The 15,745-nt window shown below is 71.6% G+C and carries 14 protein-coding genes; 3 read left to right on the top strand and 11 right to left on the bottom strand.

Going from position 1 to position 15,745, the window contains the following annotated elements; translation table 11 throughout:
* Position 1: 1 nt before the first annotated feature.
* Positions 2–250: a PRC-barrel domain-containing protein gene (locus tag HUG12_RS05950; RefSeq protein WP_179267887.1), complete on the bottom strand. Its 249-nt coding sequence runs from the start codon at positions 248–250 to the stop codon at positions 2–4.
* A gap of 302 nt (positions 251–552) precedes the next feature.
* Here HUG12_RS05950 and infB point away from each other — a divergent pair, with 302 nt between their 5' ends.
* On the top strand, positions 553–2,361 hold the full coding sequence (gene infB, locus HUG12_RS05945; RefSeq protein WP_179267886.1) for a translation initiation factor IF-2: 1,809 nt from the start codon (positions 553–555) through the stop codon (positions 2,359–2,361).
* Positions 2,362–2,443: 82 nt separating this feature from the next.
* Complete coding sequence (locus HUG12_RS05940; protein WP_179267885.1) at positions 2,444–2,683, top strand: hypothetical protein; 240 nt, start codon at positions 2,444–2,446, stop codon at positions 2,681–2,683.
* 7 nt (positions 2,684–2,690) lie between these two features.
* On the opposite strand, the gene HUG12_RS05935 is transcribed toward HUG12_RS05940, so the two are convergent.
* The 7 genes from HUG12_RS05935 to HUG12_RS05905 form a co-directional block, all read right to left on the bottom strand.
* On the bottom strand, positions 2,691–3,071 hold the full coding sequence (locus HUG12_RS05935; protein WP_179267884.1) for a DUF5811 family protein: 381 nt from the start codon (positions 3,069–3,071) through the stop codon (positions 2,691–2,693).
* 550 nt (positions 3,072–3,621) lie between these two features.
* A complete protein-coding gene (locus tag HUG12_RS05930; protein ID WP_179267883.1) occupies positions 3,622–4,104 on the bottom strand; it encodes a pyruvoyl-dependent arginine decarboxylase in 483 nt (160 codons plus the stop codon).
* 280 nt (positions 4,105–4,384) lie between these two features.
* Positions 4,385–5,617 carry a proteasome-activating nucleotidase Pan2 gene (gene pan2 / locus HUG12_RS05925; RefSeq protein ID WP_179267882.1) on the bottom strand — a complete coding sequence of 411 codons (1,233 nt, stop codon included), beginning with the start codon at positions 5,615–5,617 and terminating at the stop codon, positions 4,385–4,387.
* 215 nt (positions 5,618–5,832) lie between these two features.
* On the bottom strand, positions 5,833–7,629 hold the full coding sequence (gene pepF / locus HUG12_RS05920) for an oligoendopeptidase F (protein ID WP_179267881.1): 1,797 nt from the start codon (positions 7,627–7,629) through the stop codon (positions 5,833–5,835).
* Between the two features lie 350 nt (positions 7,630–7,979).
* A complete protein-coding gene (locus HUG12_RS05915; RefSeq protein ID WP_179267880.1) occupies positions 7,980–8,993 on the bottom strand; it encodes a metal ABC transporter permease in 1,014 nt (337 codons plus the stop codon).
* The gene (locus tag HUG12_RS05910) at positions 8,990–9,838 is read right to left on the bottom strand and encodes a metal ABC transporter ATP-binding protein (RefSeq protein ID WP_179267879.1); all 849 of its coding nucleotides are present in this window, start codon (positions 9,836–9,838) and stop codon (positions 8,990–8,992) included. The genes HUG12_RS05915 and HUG12_RS05910 overlap by 4 nt, the downstream gene beginning before the upstream one ends.
* A 5-nt stretch (positions 9,839–9,843) precedes the next feature.
* The gene (locus HUG12_RS05905) at positions 9,844–10,914 is read right to left on the bottom strand and encodes a metal ABC transporter substrate-binding protein (protein ID WP_179267878.1); all 1,071 of its coding nucleotides are present in this window, start codon (positions 10,912–10,914) and stop codon (positions 9,844–9,846) included.
* A gap of 567 nt (positions 10,915–11,481) precedes the next feature.
* Here HUG12_RS05905 and HUG12_RS05900 point away from each other — a divergent pair.
* Positions 11,482–12,822, top strand: coding sequence for a M28 family peptidase (locus tag HUG12_RS05900; RefSeq protein WP_179267877.1), 1,341 nt, complete (start codon positions 11,482–11,484; stop codon positions 12,820–12,822).
* 42 nt (positions 12,823–12,864) lie between these two features.
* Here HUG12_RS05900 and truA read toward each other — a convergent pair whose 3' ends face one another.
* The 3 genes from truA to HUG12_RS05885 form a co-directional block, all read right to left on the bottom strand.
* Positions 12,865–13,707 (bottom strand): tRNA pseudouridine(38-40) synthase TruA, encoded by an 843-nt coding sequence (truA, locus tag HUG12_RS05895; protein WP_179267876.1) that lies wholly within the window; start codon positions 13,705–13,707, stop codon positions 12,865–12,867.
* Between the two features lie 25 nt (positions 13,708–13,732).
* Positions 13,733–15,106, bottom strand: coding sequence for an outer membrane protein assembly factor BamB family protein (locus HUG12_RS05890; RefSeq protein WP_179267875.1), 1,374 nt, complete (start codon positions 15,104–15,106; stop codon positions 13,733–13,735).
* Between the two features lie 87 nt (positions 15,107–15,193).
* Complete coding sequence (locus HUG12_RS05885) at positions 15,194–15,730, bottom strand: metallophosphoesterase family protein (RefSeq protein WP_179267874.1); 537 nt, start codon at positions 15,728–15,730, stop codon at positions 15,194–15,196.
* Positions 15,731–15,745 lie beyond the last annotated feature (15 nt).

Here is a 15,745-nt window from a genome sequence, read left to right as displayed (position 1 = left end):
CCTACGACGTGTTCACGACGATGTAGTCTTTCACCGCCTGGACCGCCCCGACGGGGACGTGGATGCGACCCGCCTCGTCCCGGTCGAACGGGATGCGCCCCGGGGGAAGGTCCTCGTTGGGGGTGACCAGCAGGTCCGAGAGCGACCCCGTCTTCAGGTCCATCGTGATGTTGTACAGCATGCCGAATTCGGTCCCGTCCGAGCCCATGACGGCCTTGCCCGAGAGGTTCTCGGCGAGGATGTCTGCCATACCTCGCCCATCTGGGTGAACCAGTATAAACGCCACGACGGCGTCTGACGGGGGACCGACGAAGGTCGGCGACGGGGACGAGGGCGGAACCCGACGACGCAAGCGACCGCCGACGGCGGGTGAAATCGCCGGACTGCGGCGCGAATCGGAGAACACGCTGCCGGCCCCCACCGGCGGTCTGAGGGAGCCACCGCCGGGGGAGCGCCGCTCGCGCCGGCGAGCGGTCGCGTCCCGCCGATTCGAAGCCCTTACGACCACGCCGGGACAGGTTCGACCAACGACCGTTCTTCGGGGATTCCGCCATGTCAGACACCAACGCCGACGCGAACACGGACGGAGACGCACTCCGCACGCCCATCGTGGCCGTGCTGGGCCACGTCGACCACGGGAAGACGACGCTGCTCGACCGCATCCGCGGCTCCGCCGTCCAGGAGGGGGAGGCGGGCGCCATCACCCAGCACATCGGCGCGACGGCCGTGCCGCTGGAGACCGTCTCGGAGATGGCCGGCGCGCTCGTCGACCCCTCGGACTTCGACCTCCCCGGCCTGCTGTTCATCGACACGCCGGGGCACCACTCGTTCTCGACGCTTCGCGCGCGGGGCGGCGCGCTCGCCGACATCGCCGTCCTCGTCGTCGACGTGAACGACGGCTTCCAGCCCCAGACCGAGGAGGCGATCGACATCCTCCGGCGGACGGGCACGCCGTTCGTCGTCGCCGCGAACAAGATCGACACGACGCCCGGATGGAACCCCCAGGAGGACGTCCCCATCCAGCAGTCGCTCGAGGCCCAGTCCGACCGCGCCGAGTCGCGGCTGAACGAGAACCTCTACGAACTCGTCGGCGACCTCTCGGACGCGGGCTTCTCCGCGGACTTCTACTGGCGGGTGCAGGACTTCCAGAAGAACGTCGGCGTCGTCCCGCTGTCGGCGATGACCGGCGAGGGCGTCCCCGACCTCCTGACCGTGCTCATGGGCCTCTCACAGCGCTACCTGAAAGGGGAGATGGCCGTGGACGCGACGGGGCCCGGCAAGGGGACCGTCCTCGAGGTGAAGGAGGAGCGCGGCTTCGGCGCGACGCTCGACGTCGTGCTGTACGACGGCGTCATCCGGATCGGCGAGACGATCGTCGTCGGCGGCCAGAACGAGCCGATCGTCACGGAGGTCCGCGCGCTCCTCCAGCCGCGCCCGAACGCCGAGATCCGCGCCGAGAAGCGCTTCGAGACGGTCGAGGAGGTCGCGGCAGCGGCCGGCGTGAAGATCGCCGCGCCGGACCTCGACGAGGCGATGGCCGGCGCCCCGGTCCGGGTCGTCCGCGACCGCGACGTCGACGAGGTCGTCGCGGAGGTGCGCGAGGAACTGGCCGAGATCGAGGTCGAGACCGCCGAGGACGGCGTCGTCGTCAAGGCCGACACGCTCGGGAGCCTCGAGGCGATGGCGAACGCGCTGGCGGAGGCCGAGATCCCGATCCTCCGCGCGGAGGTCGGCGACGTCGCGCCCCGGGACGTCGCGGTCGCCGAGACCGCCAACGAGGAGAAGTACCGGGTGATCCTCGGGTTCAACGTGGACACCCTCTCGAACGCCGAGCGCGAACTGGAGAGCAGCGAGGTCCGCCTGTTCTCGGACGACGTCATCTATCAGCTCGTCGAGGAGTACGAGGAGCACGTCGCGGAACTGGAGCGGGCCCAGCAGGAGACGGTGCTCGACCGCATCGTCCGCCCGGCGCGGTTCCGCATCCTGCAGGACCACACGTTCCGGCAGAACGACCCCGCCGTCGTCGGCGTCGAGGTCGTCTCGGGGACGCTCCAGAACAACCGGAACGTCGCGAAGTTCGACGGGAACGAGCCCACGCGCGTCGGGCAGCTCTCGGGCATCCAGCACCAGGGCGACGACGTGGACGAGGCCCGAGCCGGCGAGCGCGTCTCAGTCGCCATCGACGGGCCGACGGTCGGCCGGCAGATCGAGGAGGGCGACGAGCTGTGGATCGAACTCCCCGAGAAGCACGCGAAGATCCTCGAACACGAGCTCTCCGAGGACATCCCGGCCGACGAACTGGAGACGCTGAACGCCTACCTCAACACGCGCCGGAAGTCCGACCCGTTCTGGGGGAAGTAGCGGCTCCGATTCGGACTCCCGTACCCGGGTTTCGGAAAGATATTTGTGGTGCCTCGCCGTCAGTTCACCACGGTGAGCGACGATGAGCGTACGTGACCCTGGGAGCGCCGAGATCGGCATCGTTCCGGAATCGCCGACGCGATACGACCTCCTGCTGGCCGGGATCCCGTTGCTGGTGCTGTCGGGGCTGCTCCTCGGAACGACGGGCGCGGTTCCGCTCGCCGTCGGCGCGGCGATCGGGTCGGCGCTCGCGGCGTCGCTGGTCGGCTACGCGCTGTTCGTCGCAGTGCCGGGCGGGCCGCGGTCGCGGCCGGAGAACTAGCCGGAGATCAGCGGGCCGTCGGTTCGAGGTCGTCGCCGACGGCGTTCATCACCTGCGCGGCCGCGCTGGCGGCGAGCCCGCGCGCGACCTCGTCGCGGTCCGTCTGGTCGAGTCCCGCCTCCAGCTCCTCGAGATCCGGCGTGAACCCGGCGCTGACGGGATGGCCGACGGGCGGGCGCACGGCGACGGTCGCCTGCGGGCCCTCGGCGCCGTAGGAGAGTTCGGAGCCGACCGCGTAGCCGTCCGGCAGGTACGACTCTGTGCGGGAGACGATTCCGGCGACCGCGCGCCGGAGCGCGTCCTTCTGCTCGGCGCTGAGGTCCACCTCCGCCGGCCGCCCGGCGTCGACGACGCCCGGCGCACCGGCGTACGGGTTGTTGCCGTTCATTGAAGATGTGCCCGGGATAGGCGGTTGGCCGGGATAAAGGCGTCGGCGGTGGCGAAGACGGTGTTCCGGCGGACGTGCTTCGAGAGGGCCAACCGGCCGGCGCGCGCGACGCGAGCCCCCTCGCGGGGCGAGTAGACGCGCGCGAGGGACGAGCACGGCGAGACCGAAGGTCTCGCTAGCCCGCGGGCGACTTGCGGGTCGCCCGCGGACACCGCAGCGTGAGCGACCGGAGGGAGCGAACGCGAGGAGCGCGGGAGGCTGGGGAGGGCGAGGCGGCGGTGTGTGGGACTGAAAGGGGCCGTGGCTCTCGGCGAACCCCGACGACGCAAGCACTGGAGCGCGACCGAAGGGAGCGCGAAGCGCGCAGCGAGGGTCGCGCGAACGCAGTGAGGGCGACATCGGAAGTCGCAGCCGACGAGCGCAGCGAGCAAAGTGAGCGAGCAGGACCGTCTTCCGTATCGCGCGAGCCGACACCCGCGGGGGCTTTCGAGTTCGTTATCCCACGTTTCCCCGCCGTATCTCGCTCGAAAGTCCCGGAATCACCGAGAGATCACGCGATCGGTTCGCTCTCCCCGTAGGCCGCGACGACGACCGCCGCGGTGTAGGCGTCCTCGCTGGTCGCGGCGCTCGCGAGGCGGACCTCCTCCCCGTCGAACGTCCAGTCGCGGAGGTCGGCCCCGGTCGCGAGGCCCTCCCCGATCGTCCGCTCGACGGAGTCGACGTCCGTGCCGTCGGCCTCGTAGAACAGCCCCGGACCCGGCCCGGTCGCCCAGCCGAGGCCGGCGACGACCCGCTCGGTCTCGCGGGCGTCGGCGGGCGATGCGGTTCCGTGCGCCTGCACGACCGTCAGGCGGTTGCCGGCCGGGCCGAGGTCGGGGGCGCGCTCGACCGAGCGCACCTCGGCGTCCGCGGGGACGACCGAGGACACCGGCACGAGGTTGTAGTTGTGGAGGTTCGCGTCCGCGAGCGCGGCGTCGTAGGCCGCCATCGCGGTGGGGGCGCGGGCCGTCCCGGCGGCGACGTGGATGTCCATGTCGGTACGCGGCGGGCCGGGCGAAAAGGGGTGTCGAAAGCGAGGCTTGCGTGTTCGAGCCGCCATCGTCTGCGCGGAGGTCGAGTGGTGGATCACTACTGCCGAGCGTGATACGCCACGCGCCTCCCCAGCCGATTCGCTCTCGTCCGGCGCGCCACGAGGGCGCGCCAGTTCGCTCATCCCTCGCGCGCGTCCGGCTGGCACGGAGGCCAGTCGGCACGCGCCACCGCGGCTGTTTGGGTCTGACGCCGAAAAACCGGGCTTCGGAGAGAAGCCTCCTTCAGTACTGGTACGCGCCGAAGCCGTCGTGGGTGATCGTGCCCTCGTCGCCCGCCTCGACCTTCTCGCGGGCGCTCTCGAAGTCCTCGCGGGTCACCGTCGTCCGGTCCTCGCGGATGGCGAACATCCCCGCCTCGGTACACAGCGCCGCGATGTCGGCGCCCGAGTAGTCGTCCAGTTCGGCCGCCAGGTCGCGGAAGTCCACGTCGTCGGCGACGCTCATGTCGGCGGTGTGGATGTCGAGGACGCGTTCGCGGCCCTCCGCCTCGGGCTTTGGCACCTCGATGAGCCGGTCGAACCGGCCCGGCCGGAGGATCGCCTCGTCGAGCATGTCGAAGCGGTTCGTGGCGGCGATGATGCGGATCTCGCCGCGCTCGTCGAAGCCGTCCATCTCCGAGAGCAACTGCATCATCGTCCGCTGGACCTCGGCGTCCCCGGACGTCTTCGAGTCCGTCCGCTTGGCCGCGACGGCGTCGATCTCGTCGACGAAGATGACGGCCGGTTCCCGCTCGGAGGCGAGTTCGAACAGGTCCCGGACCAGTCGCGCGCCCTCGCCGATGAACTTCCGGACGAGTTCGGAGCCGGCCATCTTGATGAACGTGGCGTCCGTCTCGTTGGCGACCGCCTTCGCAAGCATCGTCTTCCCCGTGCCGGGCGGGCCGTGCAGCAGCACCCCGCTCGGCGGTTCGACGCCGACCGTCTCGAACTGTTCCGCGTTCACGAGCGGCGCCTCGACGGCCTCGCGCACCTCGCGCACCTGGTCGTCGATGCCGCCGATGTCGTCGTAGGTCACCTCGGGCGATCCGTCGACCTCCATCGCCTGTGCCCGCGCGTCGGTCTCGTCGTCGAGCACCGTCTGGACGCTGAACGAGTCGTTGATCGCGACCCGATCGCCCGGTTCGAGGTCGTCCTCCAGCCGGGAGGAGACCTCGGTGAGCACCTCCTGGTTGTTGCCGTGCTGTTTGATGACCGCGCCGTCGTCGGTGAGCTCCTCGACGGTCGCGACGTACAGCGAGGAGGTCTTCAGCGCCTCGTTTCGGCGCTTCAGCTCGTCGACCTCGCCCTGGAGGTCGTCCCCCCGCGATTCGGCGCTCTCGAGCCGATCGTCGAGTTCCTCGTTCACCTGAACGAGCCGCTCGAAGTGCTGGCGCAGTGCCTCCAGCCGCTCCGCCTCGCTCATGTCCGGGTCGAGGTCGAGGCGTGGGCGATCTGGGAGGGACGGACTCCGAGACATTCGTGCCCGAGTTTCGGCCTTGCCGTTAATGTGGCTTTGGGTCTCGGGAGCTTTTTCGGACGATCGTCGGCCGGTCCTTCCCGGCGGAGTCGAGGCGGTCTCCGACTCGCGGCTCCATCCGCGCGTTCCCGTCGGGCGGGCGGACTGGACGGACCGCACTCGACCCGGGGGGCGGTACGGGATCGCGGTCGCGGGGGCTGACGACGCCCCGGCGCCTACAGGTCCAGAAGCTCCTCCGCGCGGTCGAGGTACTCGTCGTACACGCGGATCGCGGACTCGATCGGCTCGGGGGAGGTCATGTCGATGCCGGCGACCTCGAGCACGTCGATGGGGTACTCGGCGCCGCCGAGTTCCAGCGCGGCCCGGTAGTCGGCGGCCGCGGACTCGCCCTCCTCGCGGATGCGCTCGACGACGGCGGCCGCCGCCGAGACGCCGGTCGAGTACTGGTAGACGTAGAAGTTGTAGTAGAAGTGCGGGATGCGCATCCACTCGCGGCGGACGTGGTCGTCGACGGTCGCGTTCGCGTAGAACTCCTCCTTCAGGTCGCCGTACAGTCGGTCGAAGACGTCCGGCGTCAGGGGCTCGCCGGCCTCCGCGTGCTCGTGGATCGCCAGTTCGAACGCGGCGAACATCGTCTGGCGGAACAGCGTCGAGCGGAAGCGTTCGAGGTACTGGTCGAGCGCGTGGACCCGGAGTTCGTCGTCCTCCGCGTTCTCCAGCAGGTGGTTCGTGAGCAGCGTCTCGTTCACCGTCGAGGCGACCTCGGCGACGAAGATCTCGTAGTTCGCGTACTGCCACGGCTGGGCGTCCTTCGCCAGTTCCGAGTGCATCGAGTGGCCCAGTTCGTGGGCGAGCGTGAACATCGAGGAGACGTCGTCCTGGTAGTTCATCATGATGAACGGCTGGGTGTCGTAGGTGCCCGCCGAGTACGCACCCGAGCGCTTGCCGCGGTTCTCGTACACGTCGACCCAGCGCGACTCCAGCCCTTCGCCCATCCGCTCGCGGTACGGTTCGCCGAGGGGTTCGACCGCCTCGACGACGAGGTCCTTCGCCCGCTCGTAGGGGATTTCGGGCCCCTCGTCGCCCGTCAGCGACATGTAGAGGTCCCACATCTCCAGGTCGTCCACGTCGAGCGCGCGGCGCTTCAGGTCGGCGTGCCGCTGGAGGGAGTCGAGGTTGTCCCGCACCGTGTTCACGAGGTTGTCGTACACCTCGACGGGGACGTTCGGGCCGTCGAGCGCGGCCTCGCGGGCCGTCTCGTAGTTGCGGGCCTCCGCCATCTTCACGTCCTTCTTCACCGACTTCGAGAGCGTCGTGCCGACCGCGTTCCGCACGCCGGCCCACTCCCCGTAGAATGCCTCGTGGACCCGCCGGCGGAACTCGCGGTCCGGCTTCTGGAGCAGCGTCGTGAAGTTGCCCTGCGAGATCTCGACCCCCTCGCCGTCGGGCCCCTCCACGGTCGGGAACGTCATGTCTGCGTCCGAGAGCATCGAGTACGTCTCGCTCGGCGCGTTAGTGACCTCGGAGAGGTCCGCGAGAAGCTCCTCCACTTCGGCCGAACGCGTGTGCGGCTTCATCCGCAGCACGTCGTCGAAGTAGTGTTCGTACTCCGCGAGCGCGGGCTCCTCCTCGACGAGCGCCTCCACGTCGTCGCGGTCGAGTTCCTGCAGTTCCGGCTCGATGAAGCTCGCCGCGCTCGACGCCTCCGAGGAGAGCGACCCGGCCTTCGCGGCCATCGCCTGGCACTCCTGGTCGCGCGTGTCCTCGTTCGAGCGGAGGTTCGCGTACTGGACGACCGTCGACACCTCGCGCATCACCGCCTCGTACGTCTCGAGCAGTTCGCGGAGGGTCGCCGCGCTCCCGGTCGTCCGCCCCTCGTAGGCGCGGACGTCCTCGAGCGAGGCCTCGGCCGCCTCGTACGCCGCCTCCCACTCCTCGTCGGAGCCGTATATGGACCCGACGCTCCACTTGTAGTCCGCGTCGACGTCGGACCGTTCGGGAACCGAACTCATGGCCGTACGTGCCCGTCCCGACCCCTAAGTCTTGTCTAACCGTGGCGGACGGGGTTCCGAACCCCGGCCACTGCTGCCGGTTCCCGGCGACGAGTGGGCGGACGCCGGGCGCCCGCCGGAACGTCTCCGTGGCGGCGATCAGACGCCCGGTCGAGGCGGGCTACCGTCGAACCGCGTCGGCGTCGCGGGCCCCTCGCCCGAGTTCGTTCGTGCGGGACCGACGACCCGCGGGACGACAAGCGCCGGCGGTAAATCGCATGCGGCGATACGAAATCGCCGGCGGCCGCCGGGGGCACGATGGCACCCCCGGATTTCGACGGCGCTCTCCCGCCCCGGTTTCTGTCGGACGGTCAGTCGGAGGCGTCCCCGGACCGGTCGGCGTCGACGGCTCCCATCTCGGGCGCGGGAGCGTCGCTCCCGGTCCGCGCCCGCAGTTTCCCGAGGCCGACGCAGCCGACGTAGATGGCGACCGCGACCAGGACGATGACGCCCCCCGCCGTCGCCTCGGCGTAGTAGGAGACGCCGATGCCGAGGAGCACCGCCAGTTCGGCCAGGACGACCGACGTGAGCAGCGACCCCGAGAAGCTCCGGGACACCTGCGAGGCCCCCGCGACGGGGACGACGAGCATCGCGGCGACGAGGATGACGCCCATGATCTGCATCGCGCCGACGACCACGAGCGCTGTGAGCATCACCATCACGCGGTTGTACCAGCTGACCGGGATGCCCGACACCTCCGCCGCCACCTCGTCGAAGGTGACGTACAGCAGCTGGTTTCGAGTGAGCGCGACCGTCGCGACGATGACGCCGAACAGGACCAGCAGGATGGCGGCGTTCTCCGCGGACACCGTCGCGAGGTTTCCGAACAGGTACTGGTTGATGCCGACCGCGAGCCCGCCCGCGTTGATGCTGATCAGGACGGTCCCGAGCGCGAACCCCGTCGAGAGGACGATCGCCATCGAGACGTCGTTGTAGGCGTCCGTGTGCTCGGAGATGAGTTCGATGAACAGCGCCGCGATCACCGCGACGACGACCGCGGAGAGGTACGGCGAGACGTCGAGGTTCAGCACGGCGTTGACGAACAGGCCGACCGCGACCCCCGCGAACGCGGTGTGTGCGAGCGCGTCGCCGATGAGCGCGAGCTGCCTGTGGACCAGGAACGTCCCGATGAGCGGGGCCATCACCCCGATGCAGAGTCCGACGAGGACCGCCCGGTGCATGAACGGGTACTGGAGCAGTTCGAGGCCCGTCACCGCGGCGACCCGGAACATGAGCTCCGACCACAGCGAGAGAGCCCAGTACAGCGGCGCCAGAAGCTGGTCGAGCGGGCTCGCCTGGAGCGGACGGCCGGCGATCCCCGTCACGACGAACCACCCGTGACGGTCCGGGCAGTCCCGAACGCCCGCCCGAGCGCGTCGCTCTCGACGAACTCGGCCGTGGGGCCGTCGAAGTAGACCTCCCGGTTGAGACAGACGACGCGGTCGGCGTGGTCCGTCACCGCACCGAGGTCGTGTTCGATCAGGAGCACCGTGATCCCGTCCGCGTTGAGCGCGTCCAGCAGGTCGTAGAACGCGTCGACCGACTCGACGTCGACGCCGACCGTCGGCTCGTCGAGCACGAGGAGGTCCGCCTCGCTCGCGAGCGCCCGCGCGATGAACGCCCGCTGCCGCTGGCCGCCCGAGAGCCGCGTCACGCGGCGGTCCCCGAACGCGGCCATCCCGACCACGTCGAGGGCGCGATCGACGATCCGCCAGTCCCCCTCCGAGAGGCGACCGAAGCCGACGTGCGGGAACCGCCCCATCTTCACGACCTCGCGGACCGTGATCGGCATCTCCTTCGAGGCGCTCGCCTCCTGGGCGACGTAGCCGACGCGCGCGCCGTCGTCGAACTCGTGGGCCGGCTCGCCGAACAACCGGGCCTGGCCCTCGTCGGGACGGAGGAGCCCGAGCATCAGTTTCATCAGCGTCGACTTCCCCGACCCGTTCGGGCCGACGACGGCGGCGTACTCCCCCGCGTCGATCCGGACCGAGACGTCCTCGACGACCGGCGTCGCGGCGTAGCCGAAGTCGACGTCGGACAGTTCGATGACCGGCCCCCGAGCGCCGGGTCCGGTCGTCCCGGATCCGGTCGTCGTGCCGTCGCCGGCCGATTCGGTCCTCCCGGTCCCGCTCTCCGTCGCCGCCGTCTCCCCGTCGGTGGTTCCGTTCATCTCGGTCACTCGAAGTTCCGCCACTGCTCGTCCCAGCCCTCCGGGCCGGCCTCCTCGGGGGGTGCGTTCCCGAGGACGACCTCGAACGTCGGCATGTTGACGTTGTAGGCGATCTCCTCGTACCCCCAGTCGTTCTCCACCCAGTCCTCGCGAACGCCCGCGTACGGGGTCACCGGGTAGTACGCCTCCACCGCGGTCTCCGCGATCAGTTGCCGGGCCGGCCGTCGCGTCTCGAACACCCCCGCGCCGATGTACTCGATGTCGTTCTCGTCGATCACCCGCTTGGCGTCGGTGACGTCGGACGGCTTGACGTCCCCGCTCGCCGCGAGGTTGGTGACCAGCGGCCGCATCCGGACGCCGTAGCGGACGCCGACGTACTGGAAGGCGTTGTGCGCGGCCAGTTGCACCACGTCCCGCTCGGCCGCCTCGAAGATCCGTTCGTAGTCCGCGTCGATGCGGTCGAGCACGTCCGTCTTGTACGCCGCGGCGTTGTCGCGGAACGTCCCCTCGTGCTCGGGGAGGAGTTCGACGAACCCCTCGGTGATGTTGTCGACGGACTGCTTCGCGCGGCGGGGATCCAGCCAGAAGTGTGGGTCCTTGCCGCGGCCCTCCCCCACGCCCTCCTCGTCGGGGTCCAGGCTCGCCGCGAGCGACACGAGTTCGACGCCCTCGCGGACGTTGATCAGGTGCGTGTCGACGCCGTCGTCCTCGAGGGTCCGGATCGCCCGGTCGGCCCACGGCTGGAAGTCCTCGCCGACGTGGACGAACGCGTCGGCCTCGATGATCTCCCGCGTGACGCTCGCGTCCGGTTCCCAGCCGTGGCCGTGGAGGCCGGTCGGGACCAGGTTCTTCACCCGGAGCGGCGTCTCGCCGGCGATCCTCCGCGCGAAGTCGTAGAAGCTGAAGAACGAGGCCACCGCGAGGGGCCCGTCGTCTCCGGTCGTCCCCGACGCGCCGCCGACGCGGCCGTCGCCGAGACAGCCCGCGACGCCGGCGGCGACGAGACTGCCGCCCGCCGCGAGCGCCCGGCGGCGCGAGAACGGAGGGTCCGTCCGTCCGCGTGGGTCATCGCTCACGCCGCTACCCCGCTGGCTCCCCGGGGTCGGGGCGGGGCGACCGCCGGACCGGTACTGGGCGCGGTTGGACGGCCGAATCGCGACCGCGACGAACGCGCCGGCCCGGACGGAGCCGTCACGGGCCGGAACGGCGAAGTCGTCCGTCGCCCGCGGGGGCCCGATCGCCGTCGCGTGCGGCGGGCGGAGCGTCTCCGAGCGACGGGTCGTTCCTCCTCGAATGCAATTATTAGATCCATCTAATTCCCTGTCGTCCACCGAGACTAAATATGATTCGGTCCTGCGAACGAGGTGGTCGGCGGCGGGGAACGATCGTAGCCGGAGGGGGCCGGAGGTGGCTGCGCCGCCGGGGCCGATGCGCCGCTCGACCGCGCGCTCGTCGTCGGGTACCGCATCGAGAACGTGACGGGCGGGGGCGATGGCGACCGGCCCGACCGACGAGTCCGGGGCGAGCGCCGAGCCCGAACCGGATCGTACCGGTCGCCGACCCGGACGGAACCGGCCGCCGACTCCGGGCCGAGACGGACGTCACCCCCGGATTTTTTGCCCGCGCTCGGCGACTCGACACCCATGGACGACGCGCTCTCGCTCGATGACGACCTCGCCGACGCCGTGGGACGGGCGTGGCTCGACGACCGGCCCTGGGAGTTCCTCACCGACCTCACCGCGATCGGGAACCGGATGGGCGGGAGCGAGGGGGAGGCCCGCGCGGCCGAACTCGTCGCCGAGGCGTTCCGGGACGCCGGCCTGCGCCGCGTCCGCGAGCAGCCCTTCGAGGTGAACGAGTGGCGGCGCGGCCACACCGACCTGGAACTCGTCTCCCCCGACGATCGGACGTTCGAGGCCGTCGCGCTGCCGTACTGCCCCGCGGGCGCGGTCCGGGGCGAACTGGTCGACGTCGGCTACGGCACTCCCGCGGAGATCGACGAGGTCGACGTCGAGGGGCGCGTCGCCGTCGCGAGCACGACGACCCCCTCCGGCGGCCGGTTCGTCCACCGGATGGAGAAGTACGGCTACGCGGCCGACGCGGGCGCGGTCGGGTTCGTCTTCGTCAACCACGTCCCCGGCCAGCTCCCGCCGACGGGGTCGCTGACGTTCGGGGAGGAGGCGTCCATCCCGGCGGTCGGGGTGAGCAAGGAGACCGGCGCGTGGCTCTCGGAGTACGCCGAGGCGGACGGCGAGGTGGAACTGACCGTCGTGGCCGAGACCGTCCCCGGCGAAAGCCGCAACGTCCTGGGCCAGGTCGGGCCGGACACCGACGAGACCGTGCTCGTGCTCGCCCACTACGACGCCCACGACGTCGCCGAGGGGGCGCTCGACAACGGCTGCGGGATCGCGACGATGCTCGTCGCCGCCCGGGTCCTCGCCGCGACGGACCTCGACCTCGGCGTCCGGTTCGCCGCCGTCGGCTGCGAGGAGACGGGCCTGCTGGGGTCGGAACACCTCGCCGCCGGGACAGACTTCGACTCGGTGAAGGCGGTGGTGAACCTCGACGGCGCGGGCCGGTTCCGCGACCTGGTCGCGATGAGCCACGCCTCCGCGGCGACCGCGGGCGTCGCACGTCGGCTGAGCGAGGCGACGCGTCACCCCATCGAGGTCCGCGAGGAGCCGCACCCGTTCTCCGACCAGTGGCCGTTCGTGCGGGCCGGCGTCCCCGCCCTGCAGTTGCACTCCGACAGCGGCGAGCGGGGCAGGGGGTGGGGCCACACCGCGGCCGACACGCGCGACAAGGTCGACGACCGGAACGTGCGGGAACACGGCGTGCTCGCCGCCCTCCTGGTCCGCGAACTCGCCGTGGAGTCGGTCGAGGTGCCCGCGCTCGACGAGTACGACCTGGAGGCGGCGTTCCGCGAGGCCGAGTTCGAACCCGGGATGAAGGCCGCCGGGCTGTGGCCCGAGGGCTGGGACTGAGGAGGGCGGGGGCGGCCGCCCGCGCCGTGCCGCGGCCGCCGGTCAGACGCCGTCCAGCACCTCGTCGGCGACGCGTGCCCGGACGAGGCCGTCGCGCCGGCGGTCGGCGAACACCTCCCGGAGCGTCGCCGTCGCCACGGGGTCGGGTTCGAACGTCAGCCCCGGGTAGTCCACGCCGACGAGGACGAGGGGTTCGGGCGGGGCGGCCGGCACGCCCGCCTCGTCGGCCAGCGACTCGTCGCTCAGCACCCGGTCCAGCCGGTCGGTCCCGTCCGCACCCGTCGCCTCGCCGGTCGCCACGCCGTGGATGACGGCCACGAGCTTCCGGACGAAGTGCCGCGGGAACCCGCCCGCCGCCGCGGTCACCACGAGGAACTCCCCGTCCCGGTCGACCGTACACTCCAGGTCCCGGACCGTCCCCTCGTCGTCGGTCGTGAGGTTGTGGAAGTCGTGCTCGCCGGAGAGCCTCGCCGCGGCATCCCGCGCGCGGCCGAGCATCGCGTCGGTTCCGGGGGACGCGTCGGTCCCGGAGGCCGGCGCGTGGAGGTGGTACCGGTAGACCCGCCGGACGGCGTCGTGGGTGGCGTGGAAGCCGTCGGGCGCCTCGGCGCTCGCCCGGACGCGGACGGTCCCCGGGAGTTCGGCGTTGAACGCGCGCGGCGCAAGCCAGTCGGGGGCGTCGAACGCGAGGGTCTGGGCGACCGCCGAGACGCCCGCGTCGGTCCGGCCGGCGGCGGCGTAGCCTGGCGGCTTCGGTTCATCCGGGCCAAGCACGTCGAGCGCACGGAGCCCGTCGAACAGCGTCCCCTCGACGGTCGGCACGTCCGGCTGGCGCTGGAAGCCGTAGAACGGCCGGCCGTCGTAGGCGACGCGGAAGGCGCGCACGAGCGACGCGAGGGGCCCGCCCGACTTAGGCGACGCGTTCGAGCGGGAGCGCGACGATCGATGCGTCGCCGGTGCCGACCAGCGCGTACCCCCCGGCGATCTCGACCGTGAACAGGGTCGCGAGGTCGCCGAACGACCGACGGCGGGTCGCCTCGCCCGCGGCGGCGTCGACGGCGTACAGCGACCGCCCCTCGGCGAACCCCTCGACGACGGCGACGTCGGCGCTCGCGGCGACCGGCCACGCGTACCGCTCGCGCGGGTCGAACGACCAGCGGTGCGCGCCGTCGGGGAGCCCGAACGCCTCGGTTCGCGCCCCGCCGCCGCGGGTGTACAGCGTCCCCCGCTCGGGGCCGAGGAGGAGTGGGTGACCGCCGTGGACGTCCGCGCGCCAGGCGAGCGAGCCGTCGGCCTCCAGCGCGAGCGTGACGTCGCCCCCGGCGTACAGCCGTCCACGCTCCGGGTCGAGGAGCGCGTCGCGGACCCGCCGGCGCTCGCCCCACTCGCGCGTCCCGTCGAGGGCGTACCCGCGTACGGGACGGCCCGCCGGACCGCCCTCACCGAGGAGGAACACCCGGGCATCGGTCGCCGCGACGGCGGTCCCCTCCGTCCCGGTGTCGACGTCGAACCGCCCGGTGCCGTCGTGGTCGAGGCAGGTCAGCCCGGTTCCCGCGGCGACGACGACGCCCGCCGGGGAGACGGCCACGTCCGCGACGCCGGCGAACGGGCGCGACCAGCGGACCGTCCCGTCGGCGGCGTCCACCGCAAGGAGGTCGGTCGGCAGCGGCGCCTCCGGCGTGTCGTGGGAGTGTTCGGGCTCGAAGAACTCCAGGGACGTGACGTAGACCACGCCGTCGTGAACGCCGCGGACCGCGAGCGAACGGTCGCGGCGCAGGCTCCAGTCCACCTCCCCGGTCGTCCGGTCGAGCGCGCGGAGGGCGGTCCACTCGTAGCGGTCGGCGTGGCCCGTGACCGCGAACACGCGCCCGTCGGTGACGGTGACGCCCCACTGGTCGTCGCCGTCGTTCCACTCCGCGTAGGTTCGCCCCTCTAGTTCGCCCGGCGTCGACGTGTGCCACAGTTCCGTCCCGTCGGTCGGATCCAGCGCGGCGACGGCGTTCGGGCCGCCCTCCGAGGAGAGCGAGGCGTAGACGGTCCCCTCGCGGACGTCGAGTCCGAGGACGTGTTCCCCCTCGACCGAGCGCGTCCAGTCGGACTCCCAGTCGGGGAGGTCCGCCGGCGTCGACGACCCGCCGGGCGGGTCGCCCGGACCCGGTTCCGGCGACGGGGACGAGTTCGGCGATCCGGTCGGCGTGGCGCTACCGCCCGTTCCGTCGGTGCAGCCGGCGACCGGGAGGAGGGCCGCGCCGGCCAGCGCGAGGGCGTTCCTGCGGGAGACCATGGGGGAGGCCGTGTCGCGTCCGGCATAAGCCTTCTACCGTGACACGACCCGGCGAGTCGACGCCGGGACGGCGCGGGTCCGTCCCGCTCAGGCCTCGTGGACCGTCACGTCGACGTCGCCGTCGGCGACCGCCGCCGTCATCATCGTGGCGCCGTCGGCCCTGCCGACCCCCGTCGCCGACCCCGGGTTCAGCACCCGAACGCCGTCGTGGACCTCGTCCTCGACCTCGTGGCTGTGGCCGCCGACCCCGACCAGCGGCTCGTCCGCTCTCGCCCGAGTCGTGTCGGCGATCGCGTCGAGCCAGTCGTCACGCCCCATGACGACTCCCTCGGATCCGGACACCGCCCGCTCGACGGGGTTGACGATGCCGTGGACGACGACGAACGTCACGCCGCCCGCGTCGACCGACGCGACCGCGGGCAGGTCGACGTCGTGCAGGTCGGCGTTCCCGTACACGGCGGTCAGATCCGGGTTGAGCGCGCGCACGTCGGCGAGCGCCTCGGCCGAGCCGAAGTCCCCGGCGTGGACGACGTGGTCGGCCCCTCGAACGCGCTCGCGGAACGCGTCCGGGAGCACCCGGGCCTGCTCGGGGACGTGCATGTCGGAGAGAATTGCGACCTCCATACGGCCCGGATGTCG

The sequence above is a fragment of the Halorarum salinum genome (assembly GCF_013402875.1).
Lineage (GTDB): Archaea > Halobacteriota > Halobacteria > Halobacteriales > Haloferacaceae > Halorarum > Halorarum salinum.
Note: the sequence above shows the minus strand (reverse complement) of the source record. Positions and strands in the feature narration are given on the sequence as shown.

Coding starts and splice junctions, on each gene's coding strand:
- HUG12_RS05900 (WP_179267877.1), top strand. CDS start 11,482: ATGGACGACGCGCTCTCGCTCGATGACGACCTCGCCGACGCCGTGGGA.
- HUG12_RS05935 (WP_179267884.1), bottom strand. CDS start 3,071: ATGAACGGCAACAACCCGTACGCCGGTGCGCCGGGCGTCGTCGACGCC.
- pepF (WP_179267881.1), bottom strand. CDS start 7,629: ATGAGTTCGGTTCCCGAACGGTCCGACGTCGACGCGGACTACAAGTGG.
- HUG12_RS05890 (WP_179267875.1), bottom strand. CDS start 15,106: ATGGTCTCCCGCAGGAACGCCCTCGCGCTGGCCGGCGCGGCCCTCCTC.
- infB (WP_179267886.1), top strand. CDS start 553: ATGTCAGACACCAACGCCGACGCGAACACGGACGGAGACGCACTCCGC.
- pan2 (WP_179267882.1), bottom strand. CDS start 5,617: ATGTCTCGGAGTCCGTCCCTCCCAGATCGCCCACGCCTCGACCTCGAC.
- HUG12_RS05910 (WP_179267879.1), bottom strand. CDS start 9,838: ATGAACGGAACCACCGACGGGGAGACGGCGGCGACGGAGAGCGGGACC.
- HUG12_RS05950 (WP_179267887.1), bottom strand. CDS start 250: ATGGCAGACATCCTCGCCGAGAACCTCTCGGGCAAGGCCGTCATGGGC.
- HUG12_RS05940 (WP_179267885.1), top strand. CDS start 2,444: ATGAGCGTACGTGACCCTGGGAGCGCCGAGATCGGCATCGTTCCGGAA.
- HUG12_RS05930 (WP_179267883.1), bottom strand. CDS start 4,104: ATGGACATCCACGTCGCCGCCGGGACGGCCCGCGCCCCCACCGCGATG.
- HUG12_RS05885 (WP_179267874.1), bottom strand. CDS start 15,730: ATGGAGGTCGCAATTCTCTCCGACATGCACGTCCCCGAGCAGGCCCGG.